General features: G+C 39.3%; 24 protein-coding genes. 16 read left to right on the top strand and 8 right to left on the bottom strand.

Annotated features, from left to right (window positions below):
- Positions 1-30 precede the first annotated feature (30 nt).
- The 4 genes from hslU to priA all read right to left on the bottom strand — a co-directional run bounded on the left by hslU (position 31) and on the right by priA (position 4,703).
- On the bottom strand, positions 31-1,359 hold the full coding sequence (gene hslU / locus H5088_RS15200; protein WP_024596310.1) for an HslU--HslV peptidase ATPase subunit: 1,329 nt from the start codon (positions 1,357-1,359) through the stop codon (positions 31-33).
- 11 nt (positions 1,360-1,370) lie between these two features.
- Positions 1,371-1,889, bottom strand: coding sequence for an ATP-dependent protease subunit HslV (gene hslV, locus H5088_RS15195; protein WP_002958366.1), 519 nt, complete (start codon positions 1,887-1,889; stop codon positions 1,371-1,373).
- Positions 1,890-1,968: 79 nt separating this feature from the next.
- Complete coding sequence (locus H5088_RS15190) at positions 1,969-2,496, bottom strand: SPOR domain-containing protein (RefSeq protein WP_024596311.1); 528 nt, start codon at positions 2,494-2,496, stop codon at positions 1,969-1,971.
- A 20-nt stretch (positions 2,497-2,516) separates the two neighbouring features.
- On the bottom strand, positions 2,517-4,703 hold the full coding sequence (priA, locus tag H5088_RS15185) for a primosomal protein N' (RefSeq protein ID WP_154903921.1): 2,187 nt from the start codon (positions 4,701-4,703) through the stop codon (positions 2,517-2,519).
- 230 nt (positions 4,704-4,933) lie between these two features.
- Between priA and rpmE the strand changes: the two genes are divergently transcribed.
- Both rpmE and H5088_RS15175 read left to right on the top strand, forming a co-directional pair.
- Positions 4,934-5,149, top strand: a complete 216-nt coding sequence (gene rpmE / locus H5088_RS15180; protein WP_002958369.1) for a 50S ribosomal protein L31 — start codon at positions 4,934-4,936, stop codon at positions 5,147-5,149.
- 526 nt (positions 5,150-5,675) lie between these two features.
- Complete coding sequence (locus tag H5088_RS15175) at positions 5,676-6,917, top strand: malic enzyme-like NAD(P)-binding protein (RefSeq protein ID WP_002958370.1); 1,242 nt, start codon at positions 5,676-5,678, stop codon at positions 6,915-6,917.
- Positions 6,918-6,981: 64 nt separating this feature from the next.
- On the opposite strand, the gene metJ is transcribed toward H5088_RS15175, so the two are convergent.
- Positions 6,982-7,302, bottom strand: a complete 321-nt coding sequence (gene metJ / locus H5088_RS15170) for a met regulon transcriptional regulator MetJ (protein WP_002958371.1) — start codon at positions 7,300-7,302, stop codon at positions 6,982-6,984.
- 289 nt (positions 7,303-7,591) lie between these two features.
- On the opposite strand from metJ, the gene metB reads away from it, so the two are divergent.
- Both metB and metL read left to right on the top strand, forming a co-directional pair.
- Positions 7,592-8,839 carry a cystathionine gamma-synthase gene (gene metB / locus H5088_RS15165; protein ID WP_182753532.1) on the top strand — a complete coding sequence of 416 codons (1,248 nt, stop codon included), beginning with the start codon at positions 7,592-7,594 and terminating at the stop codon, positions 8,837-8,839.
- Positions 8,840-9,008: 169 nt separating this feature from the next.
- Positions 9,009-11,354: a bifunctional aspartate kinase/homoserine dehydrogenase II gene (gene metL, locus H5088_RS15160; RefSeq protein WP_182753530.1), complete on the top strand. Its 2,346-nt coding sequence runs from the start codon at positions 9,009-9,011 to the stop codon at positions 11,352-11,354.
- A 65-nt stretch (positions 11,355-11,419) separates the two neighbouring features.
- On the opposite strand, the gene H5088_RS15155 is transcribed toward metL, so the two are convergent.
- Positions 11,420-13,912 (bottom strand): penicillin-binding protein 1A, encoded by a 2,493-nt coding sequence (locus H5088_RS15155; protein WP_182753528.1) that lies wholly within the window; start codon positions 13,910-13,912, stop codon positions 11,420-11,422.
- A 130-nt stretch (positions 13,913-14,042) separates the two neighbouring features.
- Here H5088_RS15155 and H5088_RS15150 point away from each other — a divergent pair, with 130 nt between their 5' ends.
- The 9 genes from H5088_RS15150 (at position 14,043) to H5088_RS15110 (ending at position 22,970) form a co-directional block, all read left to right on the top strand.
- Positions 14,043-15,122 (top strand): pilus assembly protein PilM, encoded by a 1,080-nt coding sequence (locus H5088_RS15150; RefSeq protein WP_024596029.1) that lies wholly within the window; start codon positions 14,043-14,045, stop codon positions 15,120-15,122.
- Positions 15,110-15,682 carry a PilN domain-containing protein gene (locus H5088_RS15145; protein WP_182753526.1) on the top strand — a complete coding sequence of 191 codons (573 nt, stop codon included), beginning with the start codon at positions 15,110-15,112 and terminating at the stop codon, positions 15,680-15,682. The genes H5088_RS15150 and H5088_RS15145 overlap by 13 nt, the downstream gene beginning before the upstream one ends.
- Positions 15,672-16,277: a type 4a pilus biogenesis protein PilO gene (locus H5088_RS15140; protein ID WP_182753524.1), complete on the top strand. Its 606-nt coding sequence runs from the start codon at positions 15,672-15,674 to the stop codon at positions 16,275-16,277. Before H5088_RS15145 ends, H5088_RS15140 begins: the two co-directional genes overlap by 11 nt.
- On the top strand, positions 16,274-16,813 hold the full coding sequence (locus H5088_RS15135) for a pilus assembly protein PilP (protein WP_182753522.1): 540 nt from the start codon (positions 16,274-16,276) through the stop codon (positions 16,811-16,813). The genes H5088_RS15140 and H5088_RS15135 overlap by 4 nt, the downstream gene beginning before the upstream one ends.
- Positions 16,800-18,905 (top strand): type IV pilus secretin PilQ, encoded by a 2,106-nt coding sequence (locus H5088_RS15130; protein ID WP_182753520.1) that lies wholly within the window; start codon positions 16,800-16,802, stop codon positions 18,903-18,905. The genes H5088_RS15135 and H5088_RS15130 overlap by 14 nt, the downstream gene beginning before the upstream one ends.
- A gap of 184 nt (positions 18,906-19,089) precedes the next feature.
- A complete protein-coding gene (gene aroK / locus H5088_RS15125; protein ID WP_004589350.1) occupies positions 19,090-19,608 on the top strand; it encodes a shikimate kinase AroK in 519 nt (172 codons plus the stop codon).
- Between the two features lie 27 nt (positions 19,609-19,635).
- Complete coding sequence (aroB, locus tag H5088_RS15120) at positions 19,636-20,706, top strand: 3-dehydroquinate synthase (RefSeq protein ID WP_182753518.1); 1,071 nt, start codon at positions 19,636-19,638, stop codon at positions 20,704-20,706.
- Entirely contained in the window at positions 20,707-22,059 is a 1,353-nt protein-coding gene (locus H5088_RS15115; RefSeq protein ID WP_182753516.1) for an SPOR domain-containing protein, read from the top strand.
- A 53-nt stretch (positions 22,060-22,112) separates the two neighbouring features.
- Positions 22,113-22,970 (top strand): Dam family site-specific DNA-(adenine-N6)-methyltransferase, encoded by an 858-nt coding sequence (locus tag H5088_RS15110; protein ID WP_002958383.1) that lies wholly within the window; start codon positions 22,113-22,115, stop codon positions 22,968-22,970.
- On the opposite strand, the gene H5088_RS15105 is transcribed toward H5088_RS15110, so the two are convergent.
- Positions 22,927-23,112 (bottom strand): DUF2970 domain-containing protein, encoded by a 186-nt coding sequence (locus tag H5088_RS15105; protein WP_002958384.1) that lies wholly within the window; start codon positions 23,110-23,112, stop codon positions 22,927-22,929. The two genes, H5088_RS15110 and H5088_RS15105, sit on opposite strands and share 44 nt — an antisense overlap.
- Before the next feature lie 3 nt (positions 23,113-23,115).
- A complete protein-coding gene (locus H5088_RS15100) occupies positions 23,116-23,412 on the bottom strand; it encodes a hypothetical protein (protein ID WP_002958385.1) in 297 nt (98 codons plus the stop codon).
- Positions 23,413-23,573: 161 nt separating this feature from the next.
- On the opposite strand from H5088_RS15100, the gene rpe reads away from it, so the two are divergent.
- Genes rpe through trpS form a run of 3 tightly spaced genes read left to right on the top strand, consistent with a single transcriptional unit; the run spans position 23,574 to position 25,959 of the window.
- On the top strand, positions 23,574-24,257 hold the full coding sequence (gene rpe, locus H5088_RS15095) for a ribulose-phosphate 3-epimerase (protein ID WP_182753514.1): 684 nt from the start codon (positions 23,574-23,576) through the stop codon (positions 24,255-24,257).
- Positions 24,257-24,922, top strand: coding sequence for a phosphoglycolate phosphatase (locus H5088_RS15090; protein ID WP_182738468.1), 666 nt, complete (start codon positions 24,257-24,259; stop codon positions 24,920-24,922). Before rpe ends, H5088_RS15090 begins: the two co-directional genes overlap by 1 nt.
- A gap of 32 nt (positions 24,923-24,954) precedes the next feature.
- Positions 24,955-25,959: a tryptophan--tRNA ligase gene (trpS, locus tag H5088_RS15085; RefSeq protein ID WP_002958388.1), complete on the top strand. Its 1,005-nt coding sequence runs from the start codon at positions 24,955-24,957 to the stop codon at positions 25,957-25,959.
- Positions 25,960-26,114 lie beyond the last annotated feature (155 nt).

The raw sequence follows: 26,114 nt of genomic DNA, 5'->3' as shown, positions 1-26,114 counted from the left end.
GAGGCTTTTAGTATAACGTTTATATTCGTTTTATAGAATAAAGCGGCTTAAGTCTTCATCTTCAACAAGTGCACCTAAGTGTTTTTCAACATAAGCGGCGTCGATTACTAATGACGAGCCTGCTTTTTCAGAAGCATCGTATGAAATTTCTTCCATCAATCTTTCCATTACAGTGTGTAGACGACGAGCACCGATGTTTTCGGTTTTCTCGTTAACTTGCCAAGCTGCTTTGGCAATACGCTCAATTGCATCGTCGCTAAACTCAATCGATACCTGCTCAGTTTTAAGCAGCTCTCGTTGTTGCTCGGTAAGCGATGCATGAGGCTCTGTAAGGATGCGTTTAAAGTCATCTGCAGTAAGTGCTTCAAGTTCTACTCGAATCGGTAAGCGGCCCTGTAGCTCTGGGATCATATCTGATGGCTTTGCCATCTGAAACGCACCAGAGGCAATAAACAGCATATGGTCTGTTTTAACCATTCCGTGCTTAGTATTTACAGTTGAACCTTCAATTAGCGGTAGTAAGTCGCGCTGAACACCTTCTCGGCTCACATCTGGACCTGAAGAATCGCCGCGCTTACAAATTTTGTCTATTTCATCAATAAACACAATACCGTTTTGCTCTACTGCAAAAATAGCTTGCTCTTTTAGCTCTTCAGGATTTACTAATTTAGCGGCTTCTTCTTCCGTTAATAGTTTGAAGGCTTCTTTGATTTTTAGTTTACGCTTAGTGCGCTTATCGCCGCCCATGTTTTGAAACATGCTTTGTAGCTGGTTGGTCATATCTTCCATACCAGGAGGCGCCATAATTTCTACGTTTGGTTGTGCTTGTGCTAAATCGATTTCAATTTCTTTATCATCTAGCTGACCTTCACGTAGCTTTTTACGGAACGTTTGGCGAGTTGATGAGTTATCATCACGCTGCGTTTCGCCGTATTGATCTTTCGCTGGTGGTAAAAGGGCATCTAAAATGCGCTCTTCTGCTGCTTCTTCGGCGCGATGTTTAAATTTCTTAGTCTGCTGTTCGCGAGTCATTTTAATTGATACATCGACTAAATCGCGGATGATAGTCTCAACTTCTTTACCAACATAGCCAACTTCAGTGAACTTAGTCGCTTCTACTTTAATAAAGGGTGCGTTAGCAAGTTTTGCTAATCGGCGGGCAATTTCTGTTTTACCTACACCGGTTGGACCAATCATTAAAATGTTTTTTGGTGTTACTTCGCTGCGTAAATCTTCTTTGAGTTGCATGCGGCGCCAGCGGTTACGAAGTGCGATAGCCACTGCTTTTTTTGCTTTAGCCTGACCTATAATGTGCTGATCTAGCTCGTGAACAATTTCTCTTGGGGTCATATCAGACATGATAGTTCCTATTATAATTCTTCGATTGTTTGGAAGTTATTAGTAAATACGCAGATGTTGCCTGCAATAGTTAAGCTTTTCTCTACTATTTCACGAGCGCTTAAATCTGTATTTTCTAAAAGGGCGGTTGCAGCTGATTGTGCAAAGTTACCACCACTGCCAATTGCAATTAGGTCGTTTTCAGGTTGAACCACATCGCCATTACCGGTAATAATTAAAGAGGCTGTTTCGTCTGCAACAGCGAGCAGCGCTTCGAGTTTTCGAAGTGCACGGTCGCTGCGCCAATCTTTAGCCATTTCTACTGCGGCTTTAGTCAGGTTTCCTTGGTGCATTTCTAATTTGCTTTCAAAGCGTTCGAAAAGAGTGAAGGCATCAGCAGTACCGCCGGCAAAACCAGCGATTACTTTGCCATTATAAAGACGTCGAACTTTACGGGCGTTGCCCTTCATTACGGTATTACCAAGAGACACTTGGCCATCGCCGCCAATTACAACCTTGTCGCCACGGCGTACACTTACGATAGTAGTCATGTTATTCCTCATCATCGAGCTGCAGAGGCAACTCGTAAAAAACGATTATGAAGAGGTTATATGGGTGAATGGTTTATTTTCAAGTCCAGCCCCAAATTCCGCAGCCGACTATTTTTACACGTTTAAGTTTGTTTTTATCACTTTCGGCTTGGCGTTTGGTTTTATATGGGCCTAAGCGCACTTTATACCAAGTACCATTGCTGCCTTCAGCCTGTTTTATTTCAGAAATGAGGCCTGCAAATGCTATTTTTGCTTTTAGCGATTCCGCTTGTGCGTGGGTTTTAAACGAACCACACTGCATAACGTAAGGGCCTTTTTGCTCAAGTTCTTTCACTTCAACTTGAATCTCGTGGTTTCTAATTTCTTTAATAAACTCTGGTGTGCGTGGAATAACCACTTCTACTTTTGCGGGCGCAGTGGGGTTTGCTTGTTTTTCGACAAGTTTTGGATCTGCATTACTTTTAATAAACCATAATGTATAAGCAAAACCACCGACGAGTAAGATGGCTATGACAGCTAAAAGAATAGGAAATGGTTTTTTAGCGGGTGCGTTTTTTTTACTGTTTCTGCCTGCAGGCTTTTTGTTAATATAATCGTGCTGTGCCATGGTGTTATTTTGGCCTTAACCTAAATCATGTCTATAGGGTCTACGTCTAAGCTCCAGCGTACTTTTTGTGCAAGTTTACTTGAACTTAAATAATCAACCATTTGCGCAAGGTACTGATGTAATATGCGACGATCTTGCGCTTGAATATGTAATTGAAAACGATACATACCTGCGACTTTTTCAAGTGGAGCAGGGATCGGACCGAGCAATTGTATACCAGATACCCCATTCACAGGAACCAAATCCGTCAAAAAATCGACGACTAGCTTAATGCTGTGTCCTTGTGCACGGACAATAGCCATATTTGTAATGGGTGGTAAGTCTGCATCATCGCGTTCACTCAGTGCAAAGCGAGCAAAGTCTTGGTAACCATTATTAACTAAGTCTTGTAAAAGCGGGTGTTCTGGAAAGTGTGTTTGTAATAATACTTGCCCAGGCTCCCCTGAACGCCCAGCTCGCCCCGCGACTTGAGTAACTAACTGTGCTAAATGCTCTGTTGCCCTAAAGTCGCATGAGTATAAACCGCTATCTACGTCTAAAATTATAACAAGGCTTACATCTGCAAAGTGATGGCCTTTGGCAAGCATTTGTGTGCCTACTAAAATGCGTGCACCGCCTAGGTTTATTTCATCTAGTGCTTTTTCAAGGCTGCCTTTACGGCGAGTTGAATCGCGGTCTATGCGAGTGACGGGTGTATCTGGAAACTCGGTCGATAAAAACTCTTCAATTTGCTCTGTACCTTTGCCATTTGGAAATATTTGCGTACTTCCACAATCAGGACATTGGTGAGGAACAGGGTATTGATCGCCACAGTGATGACAAATCATTTGCCCAATCGCTTTATGAAATGTGGCGCTGGTACTGCAGCGTTTACATTCACTTAGCCAGCCACATTCATGGCAAATAAGAGTGGGTGAAAAACCTCGGCGATTTAAAAAAACCATAACCTGTTTACCGCGATTTAAGTGTTGGCGCATAGTTGCAAGGCTTGCATGTGCAATACCTGCTTGGTCGGGTTGGCCTTTCATATCGAGTAACTTAAATTGGTTATCTGTCGCAGTTTGCGCGCGCTCGGTTAAACTTAGTAGCTGATATTTGTTATTAATTGCTTTGTGAAGTGTTTCAAGTGCGGGTGTAGCACTGCCTAATATAAGTGGTATTTTATGCTGAAAAGCTCTGTATGCGGCCAAATCACGAGCATGGTAACGAAGGGTATCTTGTTGCTTAAATGATGAATCGTGCTCTTCATCGACAACTATCATACCGAGTTTTAAAAATGGCAGAAAAATACTCGAACGTGTGCCTATAACTATTGCACAACTGCCTTTTTCGCAAAAACGCCATGTTTGCAATCGCTCGTTGTCGGTAAGGGCTGAATGCCAAAGCATAATGGGTGTATCAGGAAAGCGGCGACGAAAACGGTTTACAGTTTGTGGCGTTAAGCCTATTTCTGGCACTAATACTAATGCTTGCTCGCCACGTTTGAGTACTTCTTCTAGGCACTGTAAATACACTTCTGTTTTACCACTGCCAGTTACGCCTTCTAATAAAAAGCTGCTAAATCCACTACTTTGATTTATTGCCGTACAGGCAACAGCTTGTTCTTTATTAAGTACTGGTTTACTACCGACAGTTGGAGCAACACTTTGCCATTGGTTATCGTGCTCAATAGTTTGTGTTATGAGTTCTTTATCTATTAGGCTATCGATTGTTTTTTTACTAAAGCCAAGAGCTTTTAATTCGGTTAACGATGATTTCCCCGATTGCGATAACTGCTTTAATAAATTGAGCTGTGTTTTAGCTTTTAATGACGGTACTTTTGCACCTTTTTCTGTCAGGGCAACCATATTAATACTGGTTTTATCTGGCGATTCACCTTGGCGAAGTACACTCGGTAGCGCTATATGAATAGTTTCGCCTAAGGGGTAGCAATAATAGCGGGCAGTAAAGCTAAGGAGTTCTAAATGTTGGGCACTTAAAATAGGGGTGTCGTCTATTACCTCTATAATATTCTTAATTTTATTTAAAGGGACGTCGGTACTGTTTTTAATGCCCAGAACAACAGCCACTTTTTTTTGATTACCAAAAGGCACTAAAACCCGCATGCCCGGAAGTATTGGGGTTGATAAGCCACTGAGCTGCTCTTCTATTTTATAATCAAAGGTGCGTGGAAGCGGGACTTTAATAGCAACTTCAACAAAACTCATAACAACTCAACCCGTAAAATTAATGCTGTAATGTACTAAAAATACCGCTAAAAACCTACTAGCAATAGTACTTGATAAAGAGATTGTTCACTTTTTTAGCGAAAAGATAAATAAATACTTGTGCAGGGGAAGGTTGTTGGATAAAATCCGCCACCAACAAATTTGTTTTAACGACGTATGGTGCCAGACTTCGGGTTTGGAGAGCGATGCGGCCTTAACTAGAGGTTCCTATGAAAGAAGGTATTCACCCTAAGTACGAAGTAATTTCTGCAACATGTTCATGCGGAAACAAATTCGAAACTAGCTCAACTCTTTGTAAAGACATTCACTTAGACGTATGTTCTGCGTGTCACCCGTTTTACACTGGTAAGCAAAAGATTTTAGACACTGGCGGCCGTGTTGATCGCTTCAACAAGCGCTTCGGTGCACTTAGCAGCAAGAAGTAATTATTGCTGTTTAGTTAAAAAAAGTACCTTAGGGTGCTTTTTTTGTGTCTAAAATTTACTACTTCTTATCTTATTTAGCTTGCTCGAGCTACATCACACCTTGCATAACTATTTCCTATTCTTATTCTGAATATGCATAAACCTTTACAGACAAATGGATAGATATTCTCTATATTTTAAATAGTACAAATTTTAACTAGGTTGATAAAAGTAGCTAACGTGGGCTTATCTGTTTTTAAAGTAGTGTAGTAGGCTGTTATTTTAAGTTTATGATGATGTGTTAAACATACATTTTTTTAATATTTTAATAGACATAAACACACCTCAAAACTTACTTTTTTGGTGAATTTTTATTTATCAAATGTTTATATAATCCTGCAAAGTTACTGAAAAACCTCTTAAAATTAAAGGATATAGCATATAACAGGATAGACCTGATATTGCTTGGAATTTAAAAATAATAAGGGTATCGTACCCCAAGACTCCACCTCTCACTTTAACTTAAATTGCAGGATACCATCGCGTTATGTCTGACTTTCGTGAACAAGCACTACATTATCACTCACATCCCGTACCTGGTAAAATTAGCATTGAGCTAACAAAACCAGCTGAAACAGTTCAAGACTTAGCCCTAGCTTATAGCCCAGGTGTCGCTGAGCCTGTACGTGAAATTGCCGCAGATCCTGCAAATGCATATAAATATACCGGTAAAGGTAACATGGTTGCGGTTATCACTAATGGTACTGCAATTTTGGGCTTGGGTAATTTAGGTCCTCTAGCGTCTAAACCAGTAATGGAAGGCAAGGCGTTATTGTTTAAGCGTTTTGCAGGGCTTGATTCTATTGATATTGAAGTAAAGCACAAAACAACAGAAGACTTTATTAACACGGTTGCCAATATTGCTGACACATTCGGTGGTATTAACCTTGAAGATATTAAAGCACCAGAGTGTTTTGAAATTGAAAAAGCATTAATAGAGCGTTGTAGCATTCCTGTTTTTCATGACGATCAACACGGTACCGCCATTGTTACGGCTGCCGGCATGTTAAATGCACTAGAAGTACAAGGTAAATCAATTGAAGATGCAATAATTGTATGTTTAGGTGCAGGCGCTGCTGCAGTTGCGTGTATGGAACTGTTAATTAAGTGTGGTGCACTGCGTGAACACATTTATATGCTTGACCGCAAAGGTGTTATTCATACTCGTCGCGATGATTTAAATGAATATAAACAGCTTTTTGCTAACAATACCGATAAACGCACATTGCAAGATGTAATTGCAGATGCTGATGTGTTTGTTGGTGTTTCGGGTCCTAACTTGTTAGCTGCCGAAGATTTAAAACTAATGGCAGAAAAACCGGTCGTGTTTGCATGTTCAAACCCAGATCCAGAGATCGATCCTGCACTTGCTCACGGCGCACGCAACGATTTAATTATGGCAACAGGGCGCTCTGATTACCCTAACCAGGTTAACAATGTTTTATGTTTCCCGTTTATTTTCCGTGGTGCACTTGATGTACGTGCAAGCGCGATTAACGATGAAATGAAAATTGCTGCAGTTGAGGCTATTCGTAGTATTGCCAAAGAGCCTGTACCTGCAGAAGTTTTAAAAGCGGCAGGCGTAGATAAGCTAGAGTTTGGTGCGCAGTACATTATTCCAAAACCAATGGATCCGCGTTTACTACCGCGTATAGCTAAAGCTGTAGCACTTGCTGCGGTAGAGTCGGGTGTTGCGCAAATTGACTTGCCTGAAAATTATATGGCGTAATATATAACGCTTAAACAAAAAAACCTCAGCAATGCTGAGGTTTTTTGATTAAAAAGGTAACGATTTATTCTTCGTTTAAAATAGGCACTTCTAAACCCATTTCTTGCATTATCTTTTTAACTTCTTCTGGTACTTTTTCTGCGTTGTCTTTACGTAGGTCATCGTCATTTGGTAAAGGTTGGCCAGTAAATGCATGCAAAAACGCCTCACATAGCAATTCACTATTTGTTGCATGGCGAAGGTTGTTGATTTGACGACGCGTACGCTCATCCGTTAAAACTTTTAATACATTTAGCGGGATCGAAACGGTGATCTTTTTAACTTGCTCTGATTTTTTCCCGTGTTCTGCGTATGGGTGAATATACTCACCATTCCATTTAGCCATAAGATGTATCGTTGCCTCAGATTATTAATTTCTCACACGGTATAAAAAGCGTGTAAATATGCGTGAAATTCTATCGATTTAAAAAAGATAGTCAAATAATAGATACCGATCTATCTTAATAAGCCTATTTGGGATGTAAAAATAAGCTCACTTTTGTGAGCTAAAATGTGGTACTAGCGAACGCCTTTCCTAACTTTAGCCATCTAGAGCTTTAAAATACTTTGACTTATTAAAACGGATAACTTACTCTTTTAGACGTCTAAACATCCAAATTAATCAGGTGACGAATATGAGCGAAAAAAACAAAGCGACCATTGCTGTACGTAACGGCGTTGATGCTGATAAACATCATGGTGCAGTGGTGCCGCCAATTTATTTATCAACGACTTATTCGTTTGCCGACTTTGATACCAAGCGTGAGTATGATTATGGCCGCAGTGGTAACCCTAATCGTGATATTTTAGCAGAGACGCTTGCTAAGCTTGAAGGCGGCGCTCGCGGCATAATTACGGCCACTGGTATGGCAGCCGTGCATTTAGCTACTCAGCTACTTAACAGTGACGACACGTTAGTAATTCCACATGATTGTTATGGTGGTAGCTATCGTTTATTTACATCGTTACAAAAACGCGGACTATTGAAGCTTGAAGTATTAGATTTAACAAAAGAAGAAAGCCTTCAACAAATTTTAGTAATTAAACCTAAGCTTATTTGGATAGAGACTCCAAGTAACCCAGTACTTCGTTTAACCGATATTAAAGCGGTTACCGATGTTGCTAAGCAATGCGGTGCATTGGTTGCCGCAGATAACACGTTTTTGTCTCCTGCCTTACAAAACCCTATTAAGTTTGGTGTAGATATTGTGGTGCATTCAACTACTAAATATATTAACGGGCACTCAGATGTAGTGGGCGGCGCTGTTATTGCTGCAACACAAGCGCTTGGTGATGAGCTTGCTTGGTGGGCAAATAATATTGGTATTACGGGCGCCCCTTTTGATAGTTATTTAACGCTTCGTGGTCTACGTACTTTAAATGTGCGCTTAAGGCAGCACCAAGAAAATGCGCTAGCAATAGCTAAGTACCTTGAAAGCTCCAATTTTGTAAGCCAAGTTTACTATCCAGGACTTGAGTCACATCCTCAACATGAGCTTGCTAAAGCACAACAACTTGGCTTTGGTGGCATGGTTAGTTTTGATATTAAAGGCGATATAAACGACGCTGCAGCATTTTTAACTAGTCTTAAAACGTTTAGTTTAGCTGAGTCACTAGGTGGCGTAGAGAGTTTAATTTGTCACCCCGCAACTATGACGCACGCAGGCATGGAGGCAAAGGCACGTTTAGAAGCGGGTGTGGGCGATACGCTTATTCGTATTTCGGTTGGGATTGAAGATATACACGATTTAATAGCTGACTTTGAACGAGTATTTGAACTTGTAAAACCAGGGCAAAATAAAAATGTTGGCCGTGTAGGCAAAGGTGCTGGCACTTCTGGTGGAAACGTTAAATTAAGTGCAGCCCGTCCAGCGCTTTGGTAATTAATACCAATCCGCAATAATACCTAATCAATTTGAGGGATTAAACCGCACGATAACATCGTTAAAAATTCCTAATATAGAACAACTAAATAACGAAATTTTTGCCTTGTTATCGATACGGTTTTCTTACCTCAAAATAGACAACTTAATTAAGCGAATTGGTATAAATATGGTCAATTGTGTACATAAATTTGGTGGTTCAAGCTTAAGCTCTAGTGAGCGCTATCAAAGCGTAGCTAAAATAATTATTGGGCATACTCAGCCGGGCGACTGTGTTGTGGTGTCTGCTGCAGGTAAAACTACAGATACACTTGTGTCGTTGTGGCAAAGTTATCAGCTGCAAGACACGCAAGCTGTCGCTGATATTTTACTGCAGTTAAATAACCATCAAAGCGATTTAATTGAGCAGTTATTACAAGCTGATTTAAAGCGCTGCGCACTTAGAACACTAAATACCGAGCTTAGTAATATTGCAGAACTTGCTCAAGCTGAGCAGCTAAAAGAGGCTGCGTTACTTGCGCACGGAGAACTGTGGTCAGCACGTTTACTCGCTACTTATTTACAGCAGCTAAATATTGAGGCGTGTGCTCAAGATGCCCGTAGTCTTTTTACCTTAAACGATGGTGAATTAATGCATGCGCAAAATGCGCAGCAATGTCGACAGTCAATTTTACCTAATAAGATAAATGTTGTTACTGGGTTTATTGCCGCTGATACGAAAGGTGAGACCGTAACACTTGGACGCAACGGTAGCGATTATAGTGCAACACTACTTGCAAATTACTGTGATGCTAAGCAGGTATGTATTTGGACCGATACACAGGGTGTGTTTAGCACTGATCCTCGAAAGGTAAAAAAGGCGATTAAGTACGGCAAAATTTGTCGCGGACAAGCTAATTTATTAGCTCGTTTGGGTAACCCTGTATTACATGCAAAAACACTATCGCCACTTAAAAACAGCGATATTAAGCTAGCTGTTCGTAGTAGTTTTGATGTGCAAGCAAGCCCAACAGATATAGTAAAAGAAGGTTCAGCAAAGAAAAAGCGCTTTATAACCACGCTGCAAAATGTTGATTTGTTAATGGTTGAAGGATTAAGTGAAGGTGAGGTCGCAAGCGTTAGTCAGCTTATTCAGCATAGCCTTCATCATTTTAACCATAATGGTGAAGTGTATTTAGTAGTACCGGCTGCACAAACATATCAAGTTATTAATTACTTTGCTGGTAGAGCTAATATTAGTGAGTCAAATTTAAATGGCTGTGCAATTGTTGCCCCTGAGCAAGACGTTAGCGTACTAAAACTGCAAGCTTTAGAGGTATTAGCTGAGCAGACTATAAAACCGCGTTTTGTGCATCAAGATAATGGTTATGTTTTATTACTAACAGACCAATTTATAGATAGCGATATACAAAGCGTCTTACACGATAAGCTAATCAATAAAGGCCAAGAAATAGCCGTTATAGTTGCGGGCCTTGGCAATGTAGGCGATGCTTTTATTGAGCAGTTATCGGCACAATTTGAGCGTTTATCAGGCGACTTTAGTATTAAATTGGTAGCGCTGGTTCGCTCTAAACATATGTTATTTAATGCAAGTGGCATAAATATATCGCAATGGAAAACTCAATGGCAGCATGAGGCGAATAGCTATGAAACTGCGGATTTACTTAATGCGATAAGCGAGCTTGACTACGAACATAAAGTTTTAATTGATATTACTGCAAGTGAGCAGTTTAGCTTTTTATATACAGATTTTGTAGACCGAGATTGTCATTTAATTAGTGCTAACAAATATGCAGGTACAGCACCGACTTCTTGGTATAAAGCACTTCGTAGTAACCTTGGCGAACGTAATTTACATTGGCGATATAATACAAGTGTAGGTGCAGGCTTGCCTATCAATTTTGCTTTGGCTGATTTGCAAAATAGTGGTGATAAAATTACGCGTATTGAAGGCGTGTTCTCGGGTACGCTTTCGTGGTTATGTAGTAAGTATGATGGTACCACTGCTTTTTCTGAGTTGGTATTAGAAGCTCAGAAAATGGGGTTCACAGAGCCTGACCCTCGCGAGGATTTATCTGGACGAGATATGCAGCGTAAGTTACTTATTTTAGCCCGAGAGTTAGGTATAGAGCTTGAGCTTGATGATATTAGCTTATCGGCATTAATGCCCGGCGATCTTGCGCTAGGAAGCTGGGAAGACTTTCTAAGCAATAAAGCCCAGCTAGATGCGTTCATTGAAGAGCATGCTGATACAGCAAAAGCTAATAACTCAGTACTGAGATACACAGGCCTATTAGATATAACAAAAACTGAAGTTATCGCTAAAGTAGGAATTACGTATGTGACCAATGGAGATGTGTTAGCAAACCTTACACCTGGCGATAATATTTTTGTAATTAATAGCAAATGGTATAGTGATAACGCGCTTGTGATTCAGGGGCCTGGGGCTGGGAAAGAAGTAACCGCTGCGGGTGTACACTCTGACTTATATTGGCTTGTTCAAAACTTAAAATAAGCCATTATTTAAATTAAAACGGCAGCTTAAATAAGCTGCCGTTTTTTTGTATTACAGAGGTATTATTAAAATAGCTCTTCTTCGGTTTTTGTGTCTTCTTCAAATATATCGTTTGGCTGAGATAGCACATACTTTGTCGGTGCAGTGCCTTTTTCGAAGTATTCAAAGCGGCTGGTGTAGTCATTTTTGTGGCTTAGCAAACCAGTGGCTAAATCAATACGAATCGAAACAAGCCCCTCAGGTGGCTCAATTGGCGCTTCAGGTGTTCCCTCAAGTGCGGCTTTCATAAATTCAATCCATGCAGGCTGCGCTGTTTTAGCCCCCGATTCAGCACCAGATATTTGGCTGCTATCTAAGTTGTTATTGTACGTAGAACGGCCAAGAGCGTTACCTGGGTTATCAAAGCCCACCCACACAGAAGTCATTACTTTACTGTTAAAGCCACTAAACCAGGTGTCTACAGAATCGTTAGTTGTGCCTGTTTTACCCGAAAGATCACGACGTTCTAAAGCTTGTGCGCGCCAACCTGTACCACTCCAACCCGTTTTATGGGCCCAACTACCGCCGCCCCAAATACCACTGTGCATTGCATCAGCAATTAAAAAAGCATTCTGCTTAGAAATAATTCTCGGTGCACATTTTTTTGTTGGCTTCACTTCATCACTACTATTATGAAGTGAGAATTCATTATGTGTTGGTAAAGACTCTTGGTCACAGGAAAGGGCAGGGTTTGCTTTGAACAATACATTACCGTAAGCATCTTGAATTTCTGAAATAAAGTAAGGTTCAATTAAGTGGCCACCATTGGCAAATGCGCTCATGCCACGAGCAAGTTCAAGTGGAGTAATGGAAGCACTACCCAGTGCTAGTGATTCACTGCGATTAATGTCTGAATCTTTAAAGCCAAACTTTAATAAATGATCAGCTGTACGTTGTAATCCAACGCCGCGTAGTAAGCGCACCGAAATAACGTTTTTAGATTGTGCTAAAGCACGGCGAATTCTTATCGGACCATTATATACAGCAGGACTGTTTTTGGGACGCCATGCTACGCCTTGGCTTTTATCCCATTGGTTTATAGGAGCATCGTTTAATATAGACGCAAGCGTGTAACCTTTTTCAAGTGCTGCTGAATATATAAAAGGTTTTATATTAGAACCTACTTGACGCTTTGCTTGTACCGCTCGGTTATATTGACTTTGCTCAAAGCTGTAACCACCTACAATAGCTTTAATTCTGCCATCTTGTGGGTCGAGTGACACAATAGCACTTGATGCTTCTGGTATTTGGCTTAGTAAGTAGCTGTCATCTTCATTTTTACGCACCCATATTTGCATTCCTGGCGTTAAAATATCTGTAGCTGCTTTTGGAGCAAAACTTTGGCGGTAACGAGTAATATATTTACGCGCCCATTTTAAGTTATCCCAAGTAAGAGTTGTGCGCTCGCCACTTTTAAGTAATACCGACGCTGTTTTATCATTAACACTAAGCACGGCTGCTGCTTTCAAAGTACCCAACTCATTTACGCTTTGTAATTTATTGAGTATTTGTTGCTCAGTTAAAGCAGGTTGTGTTTCAGGGTCCCATAAAACATCTGTTGGTCCTCTAAAACCATGGCGCATATCGTAATTATGTAAGTTATTTACAAGTGCGTTTTGCGCTGCTTTTTGAACTTTAGACTCTACCGAGGTGAAAATTTTAAAACCTGAGTTGTAAGCTTTATCTATTCCATAACGCGAGACCATTTCAGCGCGCACCATTTCAGAAATATACGGGGCGTATAAATTTATTTCAGCACCATGAAAATAAGCGGTGATAGGTTGGCTCGTTGCTTCGTTATATTCTTCTTGAGTAATATAATTTTCAGTTAATAAACGCCCTAAAACAACATTTCGGCGTGCTTTTGCACGCGTTGGGTTACGAATTGGGTTTAAAGCTGAAGGGGCCTTCGGTAAACCTGCAATCATCGCCATTTGTGCAAGTGTTAAATCTTTTAACTCCTTACCGTAATAAACTTGTGCTGCAGCACCAATACCAAAAGCGCGATTACCTAATTCTATTTTATTAAGGTAAAGCTCTAAAATTTCGTCTTTTGTTAATACACCTTCAATATGTAGCGCTATAAATATTTCTTTAACTTTACGAATATATGCTTTTTCGCGAGTTAAAAAGAAATTACGAGCAAGCTGCATAGTAATAGTACTTGCGCCTTGTTTTTTCTCGCCGGTAGATATAAGAACAATAGCCGAACGTACAATACCTATAGGATCTATGCCTATATGATCGTAAAATCGATTATCTTCTGTCGCTAAAAATGCATTAATGAGTGTTTGAGGAATTTCATCAATAGTCACTGGAATACGACGCTTTTCACCAAATTGATTGATTAAAAGCCCATCTTTTGTGAATACTTGCATAGGAGTTTGTAATTGCACGTCTTTTAAAACTTGCACACTGGGGATATCAGGTTTAACGTAGTAATAAAGACTGACCAAAGTGATCAGACCAATTAACACACAAATGATAAAAAATTGTAAAGTTCGTTTTAATAAAATCACTTATATTTCCCTAAATGGACTCCCAATTGCGAGTTTTGACTGCTAGTATATATTGATTAAAAAATGAATAATATTTTTTCAGATAAAAATTATAACTTGTTTATTATTAAAACAAAGGCCAAGTTGAAACATGCTAAGTCAACTATTTCAAAAACCGTCCCCGATGATGGTAGGAATTGATATTGGATCGCACTCTATTAAAGCGGTGCTTTTACGTGAAATTGAAACTGGATTTCGACTAGAAGCACTTGCAATTGAGCCGATGCCAAAAGGTGCGATGAGTGAGCGCACAATCCAAGATATTGAAGCGATTGGTAACGTTATTACAAAATTAAGAAAAAAATTACCGAAGTCGTTAAAATCTGCTGCAGTGGCTGTTTCTGGCCAAACAGTTATTACAAAAGTGATCTTCATGGATGTATCGTTAACAGATGCTGAACTTGAATCGCAAATTGAAATTGAAGCTGATAGTTTAATCCCTTACCCACTTGATGAAGTGAGCCTCGATTTTGAGAAGCTTTCGACGAATGAGGCCGATCCTAGCAAAATGAATGTTTTGCTTTCGGCTGCTCGTACTGAGAGTGTTGAAGCACGGGTGGGCGCTTTAGAAGCCGCAAATTTAGAAGCCAAAATAGTAGATGTAGAAAGCTACGCATTGAGCCGTGCTATGGACGTTTACTATCAACAATTACCTAGCGATGCATTTAATAAGTGTGTGGCTGTGGTCGATATTGGCGCAGTTTTAATGCTTGTGAGTGTTGTGCAAGCTGGGGAAACCATTTATACCCGTGACCAAGTTTTTGGTGGCGATCAATATACAAATAGTATTGTTGCTTATTATAATAAAGGCTTTGATGAAGCCGAAATAGGCAAAACATCAGGTGATTTACCGCCAAACTATACCTTTGAAGTATTAGCCCCTTTTCAAACTTCGTTACTTCAACAAGTTCGCAGAGCTGTGCAAATGTTTTTAACAACCAGCGGTAAAGAGCAAATAGATTATATTGTATTAACGGGCGGTACATCGATGATAAAAGGTATCGACCGATTGCTTATTGAAGAACTCGGTATCCACTCAGTTGTTGCAGAGCCTTTTGTAAATATGGAAATTTCCCCAAAGGTAGATCGTAATATAATGCAGCGTCACAAAACGCAGTTTGCAATTGCAACAGGGTTGGCATTAAGGAGTTTTTCAACATGCCACATATAAATCTACTGCCTTGGCGTGAATCACAACGCGAAGAATCGAAAAAGAAATTTGTAACTATACTTGTTGGTGTCGTTATACTTTGTTTTGCAAGTATGTATTTATTAAGCTCTTTTTATAGCGCTTTAAAAGACGGTCAAAACTTAAAGAATAATTATTTAAGCTCAGAAATTAGCATGCTAGATAAAAAAATAAGTGAAATACGAAGCTTAGATAAAAGAAAGGAAAATTTACAACAGCGTATGAGGCTCATTGAAGAATTGCAAAGCAGCCGTAATTTGGGTACGCAAATAATGGATGAAGTTGCCAAAATAGTGCCAGGTGGTGTTTATTTAACAAAACTGGAGCGCAAAGGCGGCCAAATACATGTTTTAGGACGTAGTGAATCTAATAATCGTCTATCAACAATGCTCCGCCAAGTACAAAGCTCATATTTACTAGAGAATCCTTCAATGCAGGGCATTGTTGCAGGCGATCAATCTTCGCGTTTACTTAGTGATTTTAATATGGAATTTTATGTAAAACCATTTGATAAAATTGGTGAGGTTAGCGATGAGCCTTGATTTTAAAGCACTGAGTGAAATTGATTGGAATGAAATAGAGCTCGATAATATTGGCGATTGGCCAATTGTCGTTAAAGCAATTTGCTGCACATTTGTTGCGGGCCTTGTATTGTTTTTTAGTTATAGCCTATTAGTTTCTGATGAAATTGACAGTTACCATGGTGCAGTTGCGAAAGAGGTCGAGTTACGCACTACTTATCGTACTAAGTACGCAGTAGCTAGTAGAATAGATGTTTATCGACAACAAATGATTGAAATGGAAGATAAGTTTTCACAGCTATTAAAGCGTCTACCCACTTCAAACGAAACTCCTGGTTTACTTGATGATTTATCATATGTTGGGACAACGAGTGGTCTGACTTTTTTAAAAATAGGTTGGCTGCCAGAAGTTGAAAAAGAATTTTATACCGAGCTGCCTATTAAAATCGAAGTAATAGGTAGCTACCATGAGTTTGGTGAGTTTGTAGGTAAAGTGGCACAGTTACCCCGAATTGTAAGCTTACATGACTTTTCTATTTTATCATCGGGCGATAAACAGTTAACATTCAGTGTTGTTGCAAAAACATATCGTTATGAAGAAGGGGTTAAAAAATGAAACTCCTTCGCTTAGTACCTTTAGCTATAGCATTTGTTTTAGCTGGTTGTAATGATGACACTTCTGAGCAAAAAGAATTTATTGATCAGGTAAAAGCAAGCACCACACCAAAGGTTGAGACGATTCCTGAACTGACAAAGTTTGAAATATTTGAGTACAGTGCTGGTCAGCTACGCAGCCCGTTTGTAGCGCCTCAACCTGAGATTATTCAAAATAAACTAACGCAAGTAAAAAACTGTTTGCACCCAGATCAAGAGCGTCGCCGCGAACCGTTAGAGAAATACCCGCTAGATAATTTAGCAATGAAAGGCACAATTGGCTCTAGTGGACAAATATGGGCATTAATTACAGCAACAGATGACACTTTGCACCGCGTAACGGTAGGGAATTATCTTGGAAGTTATGATGGCAAAGTAAAAAGAGTAAGCAACGACTATATAGAATTAGTGGAATTAATCCCTGATGGGTCTGGCTGTTGGAAAGAGCGCCTGACGAAATTAGAAATGTTAGAGGCGGCAACAGATGGCGCAAATTAATAATAAAAAAGGTAAAAATAGGATGCATAAGGATGTACTTTGGCTTCATAGTATTTCACGGACATTACTGGCTGCTGTTGCTTTAGTCACTGTAAACTCAGCCATAGCTGGGCCATTGCTTTATGATGTTCGTTATAATCCATTGCTTAAAGGCGAAACTGAATTACAGCTTGTTTTTGATGAAGAGTTAACCTTTGAACCAAAAGTTCAAGTGTTTAATAGCCCAGCCCGAATCGAAATGTTTTTTGATACTGCAGAGTTAGAGGTTGGTTTAAATGATGTTGAAGTTAATCAAGCTGGAATTAGCAGTGTTACTAATGTTTTAACTAACAGTGGTTTAAAGGTAACGGTAAACTTAGATAGATTAAAAATTTATGAGACTGAAGTTCATAACAATTTAGTATCGATACGTGTCTCTGATAACCCTCTTACAGAAACTGAAAATGAAGATGTAGTGATGGATTCAGGTGATGTAAGTGGAAATTACATTAACCGTATCCAGTCAATTGATTTTAGACGTGGTGAGAAGGGTGAAGCAAAAGTACTTGTATTTTTACAAGACACTCAAGCTGCAATTGAAGTCCATGAAAGTGGCGGGAAAATTTACGCTGACTTTCATCACACCGATATTTTAGACGATCTACTTTATGAATTAGATGTATTAGATTTTGGAACTGTTGTCAGTAATATCGAGACTTTTAAAGAAGATGGTTTAAGTCGTGTTGTTATCGAACCTAATGCTCAGTTCACATTTACGTATCAGCAAATAGATAATATTTTAACGTTGACAGTAGAAAAAGATGAAACGCAAAATGCGTACTTAGATGGTGGGGTTGAGTATCAAGGTCGCCCTATGACCTTAAATTTTCAAGATATCTCTGTGCGTGCAGCACTGCAAATTATCGCGGGTTACAACGACTTTAACTTAGTAACCAGTGATTCAGTAACGGGCAATATAACGCTGCGCCTAGATGGTGTACCGTGGGATCAAGCGCTTGACGTAGTACTACGTATTAAAGGGCTAGATAAGCGCATGGATGGCTCTATATTAATGGTAGCGCCTGCAGAAGAACTTGCAGCACGTGAAGCCAAAGATTTAAAAGCTAAACAGCAAGTTGAAGACTTAGAGCCTCTATATAGTGAATACATCCGATTAAACTATGCTAAAGCCGAAAATTTTGCTGACTTATTAAAAACAGATACAAACAGTATTATAACTGCCCGTGGTAGTGTATCTGTTGATCAACGTACAAATACTTTGTTAGTAAAAGATACTGTTAAGAGTATAGAAAATATTCGTCGCATGATTGAAACGCTCGATATTCCAGTGCAGCAGGTTGTAATAGAATCTCGAATGGTAACGGTACGCGATAACGTTACCGAAGACTTAGGCGTACGTTGGGGCTTTAGTGACCAAGGCAGTAGTGTTGGTATTTCAGGCTCTCTTGAAGGCGCAGAGGGTATTTATAATGCGACATCTACTTCAAATGCACCAAGTATTTCAGACCGATTAAATGTAAATTTACCTATCACTAACCCTGCGGCTAGCATTGGCTTACACATAGCAAAACTGGCTAACGGTACGCTGATTGATTTAGAACTAAGTGCGCTTGAGGAAGAGAATAAAGGCGAGATTATTGCTAGTCCACGTATAATAGCGGCTAATCAGCAAAAAGCCCGAATAGAGCAAGGTACTGAAATTCCTTATACTGAGTCAGCTTCAAGCGGTGCTACTACCGTAAGCTTTAAAAAAGCGGTACTGAGCTTAGAAGTTACACCTCATATCACACCTGATAATAAAGTAATTCTAGATTTAATTATTACTCAAGATACACGTGGTGATACTGTACAAACAGGTACTGGTGAAGCGGTGTCTATTGATACTCAAGAAATTCAAACACAAGTGTTAGTCGAGAATGGCCAAACCGTAGTACTCGGTGGTATTTTCCAACAGCAAATCATTAATACTACGAGTAAAGTGCCAATTTTAGGTGACATTCCTTACGTAGGAAGACTATTTAAAACCACAAGTGAGTTTAATGAAAAGCGTGAATTACTTATTTTCGTGACACCGAAAATACAAATTGATTAAAATACAGTGGTTTTATGTTAACCAACGGGTGATTATTTAGATTAATTGCTCGTTATATGGCTTTTTATTCTAATTGACTTGAAATACCCCTGCAATTACTGAGATAATCCCCTCCTTAATTTTGGGGCCAGGTCGTTAGGCGGGGTTTTATTTCAAATTTTAGAGTTTGTTTGTACTAAAAGATATGGCTGAGAAACGTAATATATTTCTAGTTGGCCCCATGGGGGCTGGCAAAAGCACGATTGGTCGTCACATCGCTGACCAATTACACCTTGAATTTGTTGATTCTGATCAAGAAATCGAACGCCGCACAGGTGCAGATATTGCATGGGTATTCGATCTTGAAGGTGAAGAAGGCTTTAGACTTCGAGAAGAGTCTGTTATTGGCGATTTAACCGAGATGCAAGGTATTGTACTTGCTACCGGTGGTGGTTCAGTAATGAGCAAAGAAGTTCGAAACAAGCTTTCGGCTCGAGGTATCGTTGTATACCTAGAGACACCTATAGAAAAGCAAGTTGCACGCACGCAACGCGACAAGCGTCGCCCATTACTGCAAACTGAAGAAGCACCTCGTAACGTACTAGAGCGCTTAGCTGAAGAACGCGAGCCCCTATACAAAGAAGTTGCCGATTTTGTTGTACGTACCGATGAGCAAAGCGCTAAAGTTGTTGCTAACCAAATCATCGAGAAATTAGATTTTTAAAAACCAATAATAAGGAAATAACTAAGCATGCTTAAATTAACAGTTAATTTGGACGAGCGAAGTTATCCTATTTATATTGGGCAATCTGCACTTCAAGATAATGGCCGCCTGGTTCACCACATTGGTGATTGTCGGCCTATCATCATTACTAATGACACAATAGCGCCTTTATATTTACAAGGGTTACTTGACTCATTAGCAGATCAAAATCCGCTATCTTTTATTATTCCTGACGGTGAACAATATAAATCACTTGAATGGTTTGAAAAAATATCAGCATTTTTACTCCAAAATAACTGTGGCCGAGATACGTGCTTAATTGCGTTAGGTGGCGGTGTTATAGGTGATCTAACTGGTTTTGTAGCGGCGTGTTATCAGCGCGGCGTACCGTTTATTCAAATACCAACGACAGTGCTTTCACAGGTTGACTCATCGGTAGGTGGTAAAACGGCAGTAAATCATCCTTTAGGTAAAAATATGATAGGGGCATTTTATCAGCCTCAAGCGGTTTTTATTGATACACAAACATTACACACCCTACCAGCAAGAGAGTTTGCAGCAGGTATGGCTGAAGTAATTAAGTATGGTCTGATTTACGATACCGAATTATTTGCATACTTAGAGCGAAACGTAGCTAATTTGCAGCAACTAGATGAAACATGCTTACAGCATATTATTTTTAGATGTTGTGAAATAAAAGCACTTATAGTTGCGCAAGATGAAAAAGAGCATGGTTTACGTGCTTTATTAAACTTAGGTCATACATTTGCCCATGCAATTGAGGCAGAAATGGGCTACGGCGTTTGGTTACATGGCGAAGCTGTTGCAACAGGCATGGTATTAGCAGCTAAACTTGCCAAGACACGCCAAGATTTAAGCGCAAGTGAAGTTGATCGAATTATTAAGTTGCTTGAGCTATATAATTTACCAACAGAAATTCCGAAGCAAATGACTAGCGAGCAGTTCCTAACGCATATGCGTAAAGACAAAAAGAATAAAAGAGGCACTATACGCTTTATTCTACCTACCCAATTTGGCCAGTGTGCATTAGTTGATGATGTCTCTGATGACCAAGTTAGAGACTTAATCGAGCAGTAAATGCAGTCACAAATTTTACCAAGCCGTGCGGCTTTGGTGGATAGAATCGCACTGCAATTTGAGTACGGACAAAATTTAATAGTTTTACTTGGCACATCGGGGCTAGGTAAAAGTTATATGCTCGAAACTTTCATTACAGATAAATACAATGACTTTAATAAAGCGTTTGTGCAAGTAAGTGCACAAATGACTGACGCTCAGCTAATGAGCGATTTATTAGAGCAAAGCTTTAATTCCCCTTTAGTTGATCATAATTTAAGTTTACCTGAAAACTATTACCAGCTGCTTGAGCAACAGCAGTGCGGACCTTGTTTATGGGTGCTTGATGGCGGTAGGCAATTATCTGAAGAGATACTAATTGAGCTTGAGCTGCTTTCTAAAAATAGCCCTAATACGTTGTATATCATAATTGCATCACAGTCTAAACTTGCTTTAAATGATGCTGTCGAAATTTACTTGGAGCCACTGACGCTTCGAGAAAGCAAGATGTTATTGCAGTGGTACTTTACTGATTTACCTTATGATGAAGACCCTGTCTTTAGTACTTTTTTAGCCGAGGCTCATGGTAACCCCAGTTTATTGCTTGCTTGGCAACCTAGTGAGCACATAGCCGATATTATCGTTAAAGATAAAGTATCTTGGCGATTGCACTTATTGATTTTGATGTTGTTAATTATGCTTTTAATTATTGGTCTGCTTTATAAGTCTGATATGACGCAGTGGTGGCAACAATATTATCAGCAGGAAGAAACACAAGTCCTAAATACAGCAATATCTGTAGAGGAAGTAAGTGAGCCGGTTATAAAGCAAAATGACTCAGTAGTTACCTTAAATGACCCTGAAGGAGTTGAGCCAGATATTGAGCCTGAGAGCGTACACATTAATGATGTGCCTGCTATCATGCAAAGTCTTACCGAACCTGCAAATACCGTTAAGGTATTAGATAATGCTATTGATAATAGCGTTAAAAACAAAAGCAGTGAAGCAGGTGACGTTGTATCTAAAGCTCTAAAAGTAGAGAAAGTAAATACAGCAGAGCAAACTCAGATCAGCCAAGATAATATTTGGTACATGCAGCAAGCAGATACAAATAGTGTTATTCAATTATTAGCGGTAACTCAGCAGGAAGTTCGCGATAATTTCATTGCTCAATTCAATCTACAGCAGCAAGCACACACTTACCAAACGAAGCGAAATAATCAAATATGGTGGGTTGTTACATTTGGCAGCTTTGAGAGTATAAACGAGGCAAAATCAGCAATGGATACTTTACCCCCTGGGGTTAGAAAAAATAAACCTTTCTATAAAAAAATTAGTAAAATAAAGCAAGAAATAGCAGTCGTTGATCAGTAAAACACACTGCTTTAGTGTAAAATCGCGCAACACCAGATTGAAGTAAAGAGCCAATGCAGCAAAAAAGTAGAGCCTTCCTTAAATGGGCCGGCGGAAAATACAGCCTAGTTGAAAACATTAATGCGCGATTAAACCAAGCTAGCAAGCATGCTGATACTTTGGTTGAACCTTTTGTTGGTGCAGGCTCTGTGTTTTTAAATAGTGACTTTAAGCACTATATCCTCAACGATATCAATGCAGACTTAATTAACTTATATAAAGAGCTTAAAAGCTCTCCAGATGAGCTTATTAGTGACGCTAAAAAGCTATTTGTTGATTTGAATAATCACGCAGATGCGTATTACGAATATCGTGTGCAGTTTAATCAAAGCCGTGATGTATACGAACGTTCAATCTTGTTTTTATACATGAACCGCCATGGTTACAACGGACTGTGTAGGTATAATTTAAAAGGCATTTTTAATGTGCCTTTTGGTAAGTATAAAAAGCCTTACTTTCCTGAAAAAGAAATGTATTTTTTTGCTGAAAAAGCACAAAAAGCAACGTTCACTTGTTTAGATTACGATGACGTTTTTAAGTTAGTGCCTAACAATGCTGTTATTTATTGCGACCCACCTTATGTGCCATTAAGTAAAACCGCTTCTTTTACGTCATACGCTAAAGGGGGTTTTAATTTAGATGATCAGGCTAACTTAGCTAATTTGGCAGAACAAGCCGCATTTGAAAATAACACGCCTGTGCTTATTTCAAACCACGATACCGTGTGGACGCGTAAAATTTATAGCCAAGCATCGCTTGAACAAATTCAAGTAAAGCGCACTATTAGCCCCAAAGGTGGCTCTAGAAATAAAGTTGACGAGTTGATGGCTATGTATTTAGCACCCAAGCAACCACTGCGTAAATTGCGATAACAAAAGCAACAAATAGTACAATCGCAATTAAAATGATGGATAAAGGGGAGTGTTGTTTAAAATCGACTTGGCGTTTATTTTCAGACTGAACACCAAAAAATGCAGCTAGCACACTTTGCAACGCGCTAAAAAATTGTAGCATTATTTAAAATAAAGGTTTTAAAGAAGGAGCGTTTTTAGAATCTTCAGAACTAGTAAGTAGTTCCAGTAAATCAAGGTAATGAAACTGAGCACTACGGCTATCGCCAGTTAACCACGAAAACCATGATGACTCTTCTTCAGCTTTAATACACGCAGTTAAAGTGTTTTGAGCACTTACCACTTGTGTATTATGACAATTACTCACTGAGCTTAATTCTTGCTCAGAGCTTGAACCAAAGCTAAACGCCCCGATAAGCAGTAATGCCGACGCAATTAATATCCCAATTTTAAAAGCACGCATGATGAAATCCAATAATTTGTTACTTTTTTAATCATAGCAAATATTGGTTAAATATCAAACTTAAAGTTACCTAAAATGGGGGCTATTACACCATATTACTTGGGTAACATCTTCAATTAAGTTACATTAACGCAATACACTATTTATTGATGGAGTTAATCATGTTTAACCCAGAGCAAAAATATTTAATAGCCCCTTCTATTTTGTCTGCTGATTTTGCAAAGCTAGGCGAAGATGTTGATAAAGTTCTCGAAGCGGGTGCTGATGTGGTTCACTTTGATGTAATGGATAATCACTATGTACCTAATCTCACAATTGGTCCTATGGTGTGTAAAGCACTAAGAGATTACGGTATTACAGCACCAATCGACGTACATTTAATGGTTAAGCCTGTAGATAGCATAATACCTTTATTTGCTGAGGCTGGTGCTTCTATTATTACTTTTCATCCTGAAGCCAGTGAGCACGTCGATCGTACAATACAGTTAATTAAAGATCACGGCTGTAAAGCAGGCTTAGTGTTTAACCCAGCAACAAGCCTAAGTTATTTAGACCATGTTATTGATAAGCTAGATACTATTTTACTAATGTCGGTAAATCCTGGGTTTGGCGGGCAAAGCTTTATCCCTCATACGATTGAAAAATTACGCCAAGCAAAACAGCGTATTATTGAATCAGGCCGAGATATTCGCTTAGAGGTTGATGGTGGTATTAAAGTCGATAATATTGCAGCAGCGGCTCGAGCGGGTGCTGATATGTTTGTTGCAGGCTCAGCTATTTTTAATCAACCTGATTACAAAGTAGTGATTGATCAAATGCGTGAGCAGCTTGGAAGTGTTAAGTAATGAAGTACGATGTCGCCTTATTTGATTTAGATGGTACTTTGGTTGATAGCGTTTACGACTTGTATATCGCTATTAATTTAACCTTGAGCGATTTTGCTTTTCCTATTGTTAGTCAACGCTTGGTTGAAAGTTGGATTGGTAATGGGGTTGAAGTCCTTGTAAAACGCGCTTTGAGTGGCGATATGCAAGTGAGTGAAAATTTAGATGAGTCACTTAGTGGCAAAGCAATATTACAGTTCTATAAGTATTATGAACAGCAAGTTGGTGAGTATAGTGTTTTGTACCAACATGTAGAAACAGGGCTTGCAGCACTTCGCGGTATGCCTAAAGCATTAATCACTAATAAGTCTCGAATTTTTACAGAGAAACTACTCGAAAAATTGGCACTAACGAGTCATTTTGATGTGGTTGTATGCGGTGACGACATGGCAAAAAAACCATCGCCAGAACCATTGCTATTTGCCTGCAAAAAACTAAATGCGGAGCCTAATAAAGCAATAATGATAGGTGATTCTAAAAGCGATATACTTGCAGCTAAAGCCGCTAATATAGACGTAATTGCACTTAGTTATGGCTATAACCAAGGTGAAAATCTTGAGGATTATAATCCGCAGTACCTATGCGATAACTTCTTAGATATAATACCTGTTCTAACGCAGCGTTAAATATTATTCATTAAGCAAAATAAAGGAAAATCATGAGTAAACCAGTAGTTTTAAGCGGCATTCAGCCAACCGGTGGTATGACAATAGGCAACTATGTTGGCGCTATTAACCAGTGGCTAAAGTTACAGGAAGACCACGAAAGTTTCTTTATGTTAGTAGACTTACACGCTATTACGGTTCGCCAAGAGCCTGAATTACTGCGCTCTCGAGTGTTAGATGGTATTGCTCTTTATGCGGCATGTGGCATTGATCCTGAAAAATCTGCGTTATTTGTACAATCGCAAGTACCTGAGCATGCACAATTAGCGTGGGTATTAAATTGTTACGCGCAAATGGGTGAGCTTAATCGAATGACTCAGTTTAAAGACAAGTCATCTAAGCACGCAAATAACGTAAACGTGGGCTTATTTTCATATCCGGTATTGCAAGCTGCAGATATTTTATTATACCAAGCTGATCAAGTACCAGTAGGGGATGATCAAAAGCAACACTTAGAGCTGACTCGCGATATAGCCACACGCTTTAATAATTTATATGGCGACGTATTTAAATTACCAGAGCCGTACATCCCTGAGTTTGGTGCACGCGTAATGAGCTTGCAAGATCCACTTAAAAAAATGTCTAAGTCTGACGAAAACCCAAATGGTTACATCATGTTATTAGATGAGCCTAAGCAAATTGTGAAAAAGCTTAAAAAAGCAGTAACTGATTCAGATGAACAAGCACGTATTTATTTTGATCGCACAGAAAAGCCTGGCGTATCAAACTTGCTTACTTTATTGAGTGTTGCAACTAAGCGCTCAATTGAAGACCTAGTTCCTGAGTATGAAGATAAAATGTATGGCCATTTAAAGAAAGATACAGCAGATGCAGTTGTAAATATGATTGAGCCAATTCAAGCACGCTTTAAAGAGATCAGAGAAGATCAAAACCTACTTGATGGCATAATGAAGTCAGGTGCTGAAAAAGCAAGTGTACGTGCTGAGAAAACATTGAAATCGGTATACGATGCGCTTGGTTTTATTCCTCGCGGGTAAGTTTATTAAAATAAAAAATGCCGCTTGTTAGCTGTCTCTTATACACAAATCCCTGCTAAGAAATTAGCGGGGATTTTTTTGAACTAAATCTCAATGTCATGATCAGATCTTCAAATCTTGTTTGAGGGCACATTATGATTAACGAACATACTCAT

Origin of the sequence: Pseudoalteromonas sp. SR43-3 (assembly GCF_014163875.1) — a bacterium.
Lineage (GTDB): Bacteria > Pseudomonadota > Gammaproteobacteria > Enterobacterales > Alteromonadaceae > Pseudoalteromonas > Pseudoalteromonas distincta.
This window is presented reverse-complemented; position numbering and strand designations above follow the sequence as displayed.

Bases quoted from the DNA above. Each gene is read 5' to 3' on its own strand.
- hslU (WP_024596310.1), bottom strand. From the start codon at position 1,359: ATGTCTGATATGACCCCAAGAGAAATTGTTCACGAGCTAGATCAGCAC.
- hslV (WP_002958366.1), bottom strand. From the start codon at position 1,889: ATGACTACTATCGTAAGTGTACGCCGTGGCGACAAGGTTGTAATTGGC.
- H5088_RS15190 (WP_024596311.1), bottom strand. From the start codon at position 2,496: ATGGCACAGCACGATTATATTAACAAAAAGCCTGCAGGCAGAAACAGT.
- priA (WP_154903921.1), bottom strand. From the start codon at position 4,703: ATGAGTTTTGTTGAAGTTGCTATTAAAGTCCCGCTTCCACGCACCTTT.
- rpmE (WP_002958369.1), top strand. From the start codon at position 4,934: ATGAAAGAAGGTATTCACCCTAAGTACGAAGTAATTTCTGCAACATGT.
- H5088_RS15175 (WP_002958370.1), top strand. From the start codon at position 5,676: ATGTCTGACTTTCGTGAACAAGCACTACATTATCACTCACATCCCGTA.
- metJ (WP_002958371.1), bottom strand. From the start codon at position 7,302: ATGGCTAAATGGAATGGTGAGTATATTCACCCATACGCAGAACACGGG.
- metB (WP_182753532.1), top strand. From the start codon at position 7,592: ATGAGCGAAAAAAACAAAGCGACCATTGCTGTACGTAACGGCGTTGAT.
- metL (WP_182753530.1), top strand. From the start codon at position 9,009: ATGGTCAATTGTGTACATAAATTTGGTGGTTCAAGCTTAAGCTCTAGT.
- H5088_RS15150 (WP_024596029.1), top strand. From the start codon at position 14,043: ATGCTAAGTCAACTATTTCAAAAACCGTCCCCGATGATGGTAGGAATT.
- H5088_RS15145 (WP_182753526.1), top strand. From the start codon at position 15,110: ATGCCACATATAAATCTACTGCCTTGGCGTGAATCACAACGCGAAGAA.
- H5088_RS15140 (WP_182753524.1), top strand. From the start codon at position 15,672: ATGAGCCTTGATTTTAAAGCACTGAGTGAAATTGATTGGAATGAAATA.
- H5088_RS15135 (WP_182753522.1), top strand. From the start codon at position 16,274: ATGAAACTCCTTCGCTTAGTACCTTTAGCTATAGCATTTGTTTTAGCT.
- H5088_RS15130 (WP_182753520.1), top strand. From the start codon at position 16,800: ATGGCGCAAATTAATAATAAAAAAGGTAAAAATAGGATGCATAAGGAT.
- aroK (WP_004589350.1), top strand. From the start codon at position 19,090: ATGGCTGAGAAACGTAATATATTTCTAGTTGGCCCCATGGGGGCTGGC.
- aroB (WP_182753518.1), top strand. From the start codon at position 19,636: ATGCTTAAATTAACAGTTAATTTGGACGAGCGAAGTTATCCTATTTAT.
- H5088_RS15115 (WP_182753516.1), top strand. From the start codon at position 20,707: ATGCAGTCACAAATTTTACCAAGCCGTGCGGCTTTGGTGGATAGAATC.
- H5088_RS15110 (WP_002958383.1), top strand. From the start codon at position 22,113: ATGCAGCAAAAAAGTAGAGCCTTCCTTAAATGGGCCGGCGGAAAATAC.
- H5088_RS15105 (WP_002958384.1), bottom strand. From the start codon at position 23,112: ATGCTACAATTTTTTAGCGCGTTGCAAAGTGTGCTAGCTGCATTTTTT.
- H5088_RS15100 (WP_002958385.1), bottom strand. From the start codon at position 23,412: ATGCGTGCTTTTAAAATTGGGATATTAATTGCGTCGGCATTACTGCTT.
- rpe (WP_182753514.1), top strand. From the start codon at position 23,574: ATGTTTAACCCAGAGCAAAAATATTTAATAGCCCCTTCTATTTTGTCT.
- H5088_RS15090 (WP_182738468.1), top strand. From the start codon at position 24,257: ATGAAGTACGATGTCGCCTTATTTGATTTAGATGGTACTTTGGTTGAT.
- trpS (WP_002958388.1), top strand. From the start codon at position 24,955: ATGAGTAAACCAGTAGTTTTAAGCGGCATTCAGCCAACCGGTGGTATG.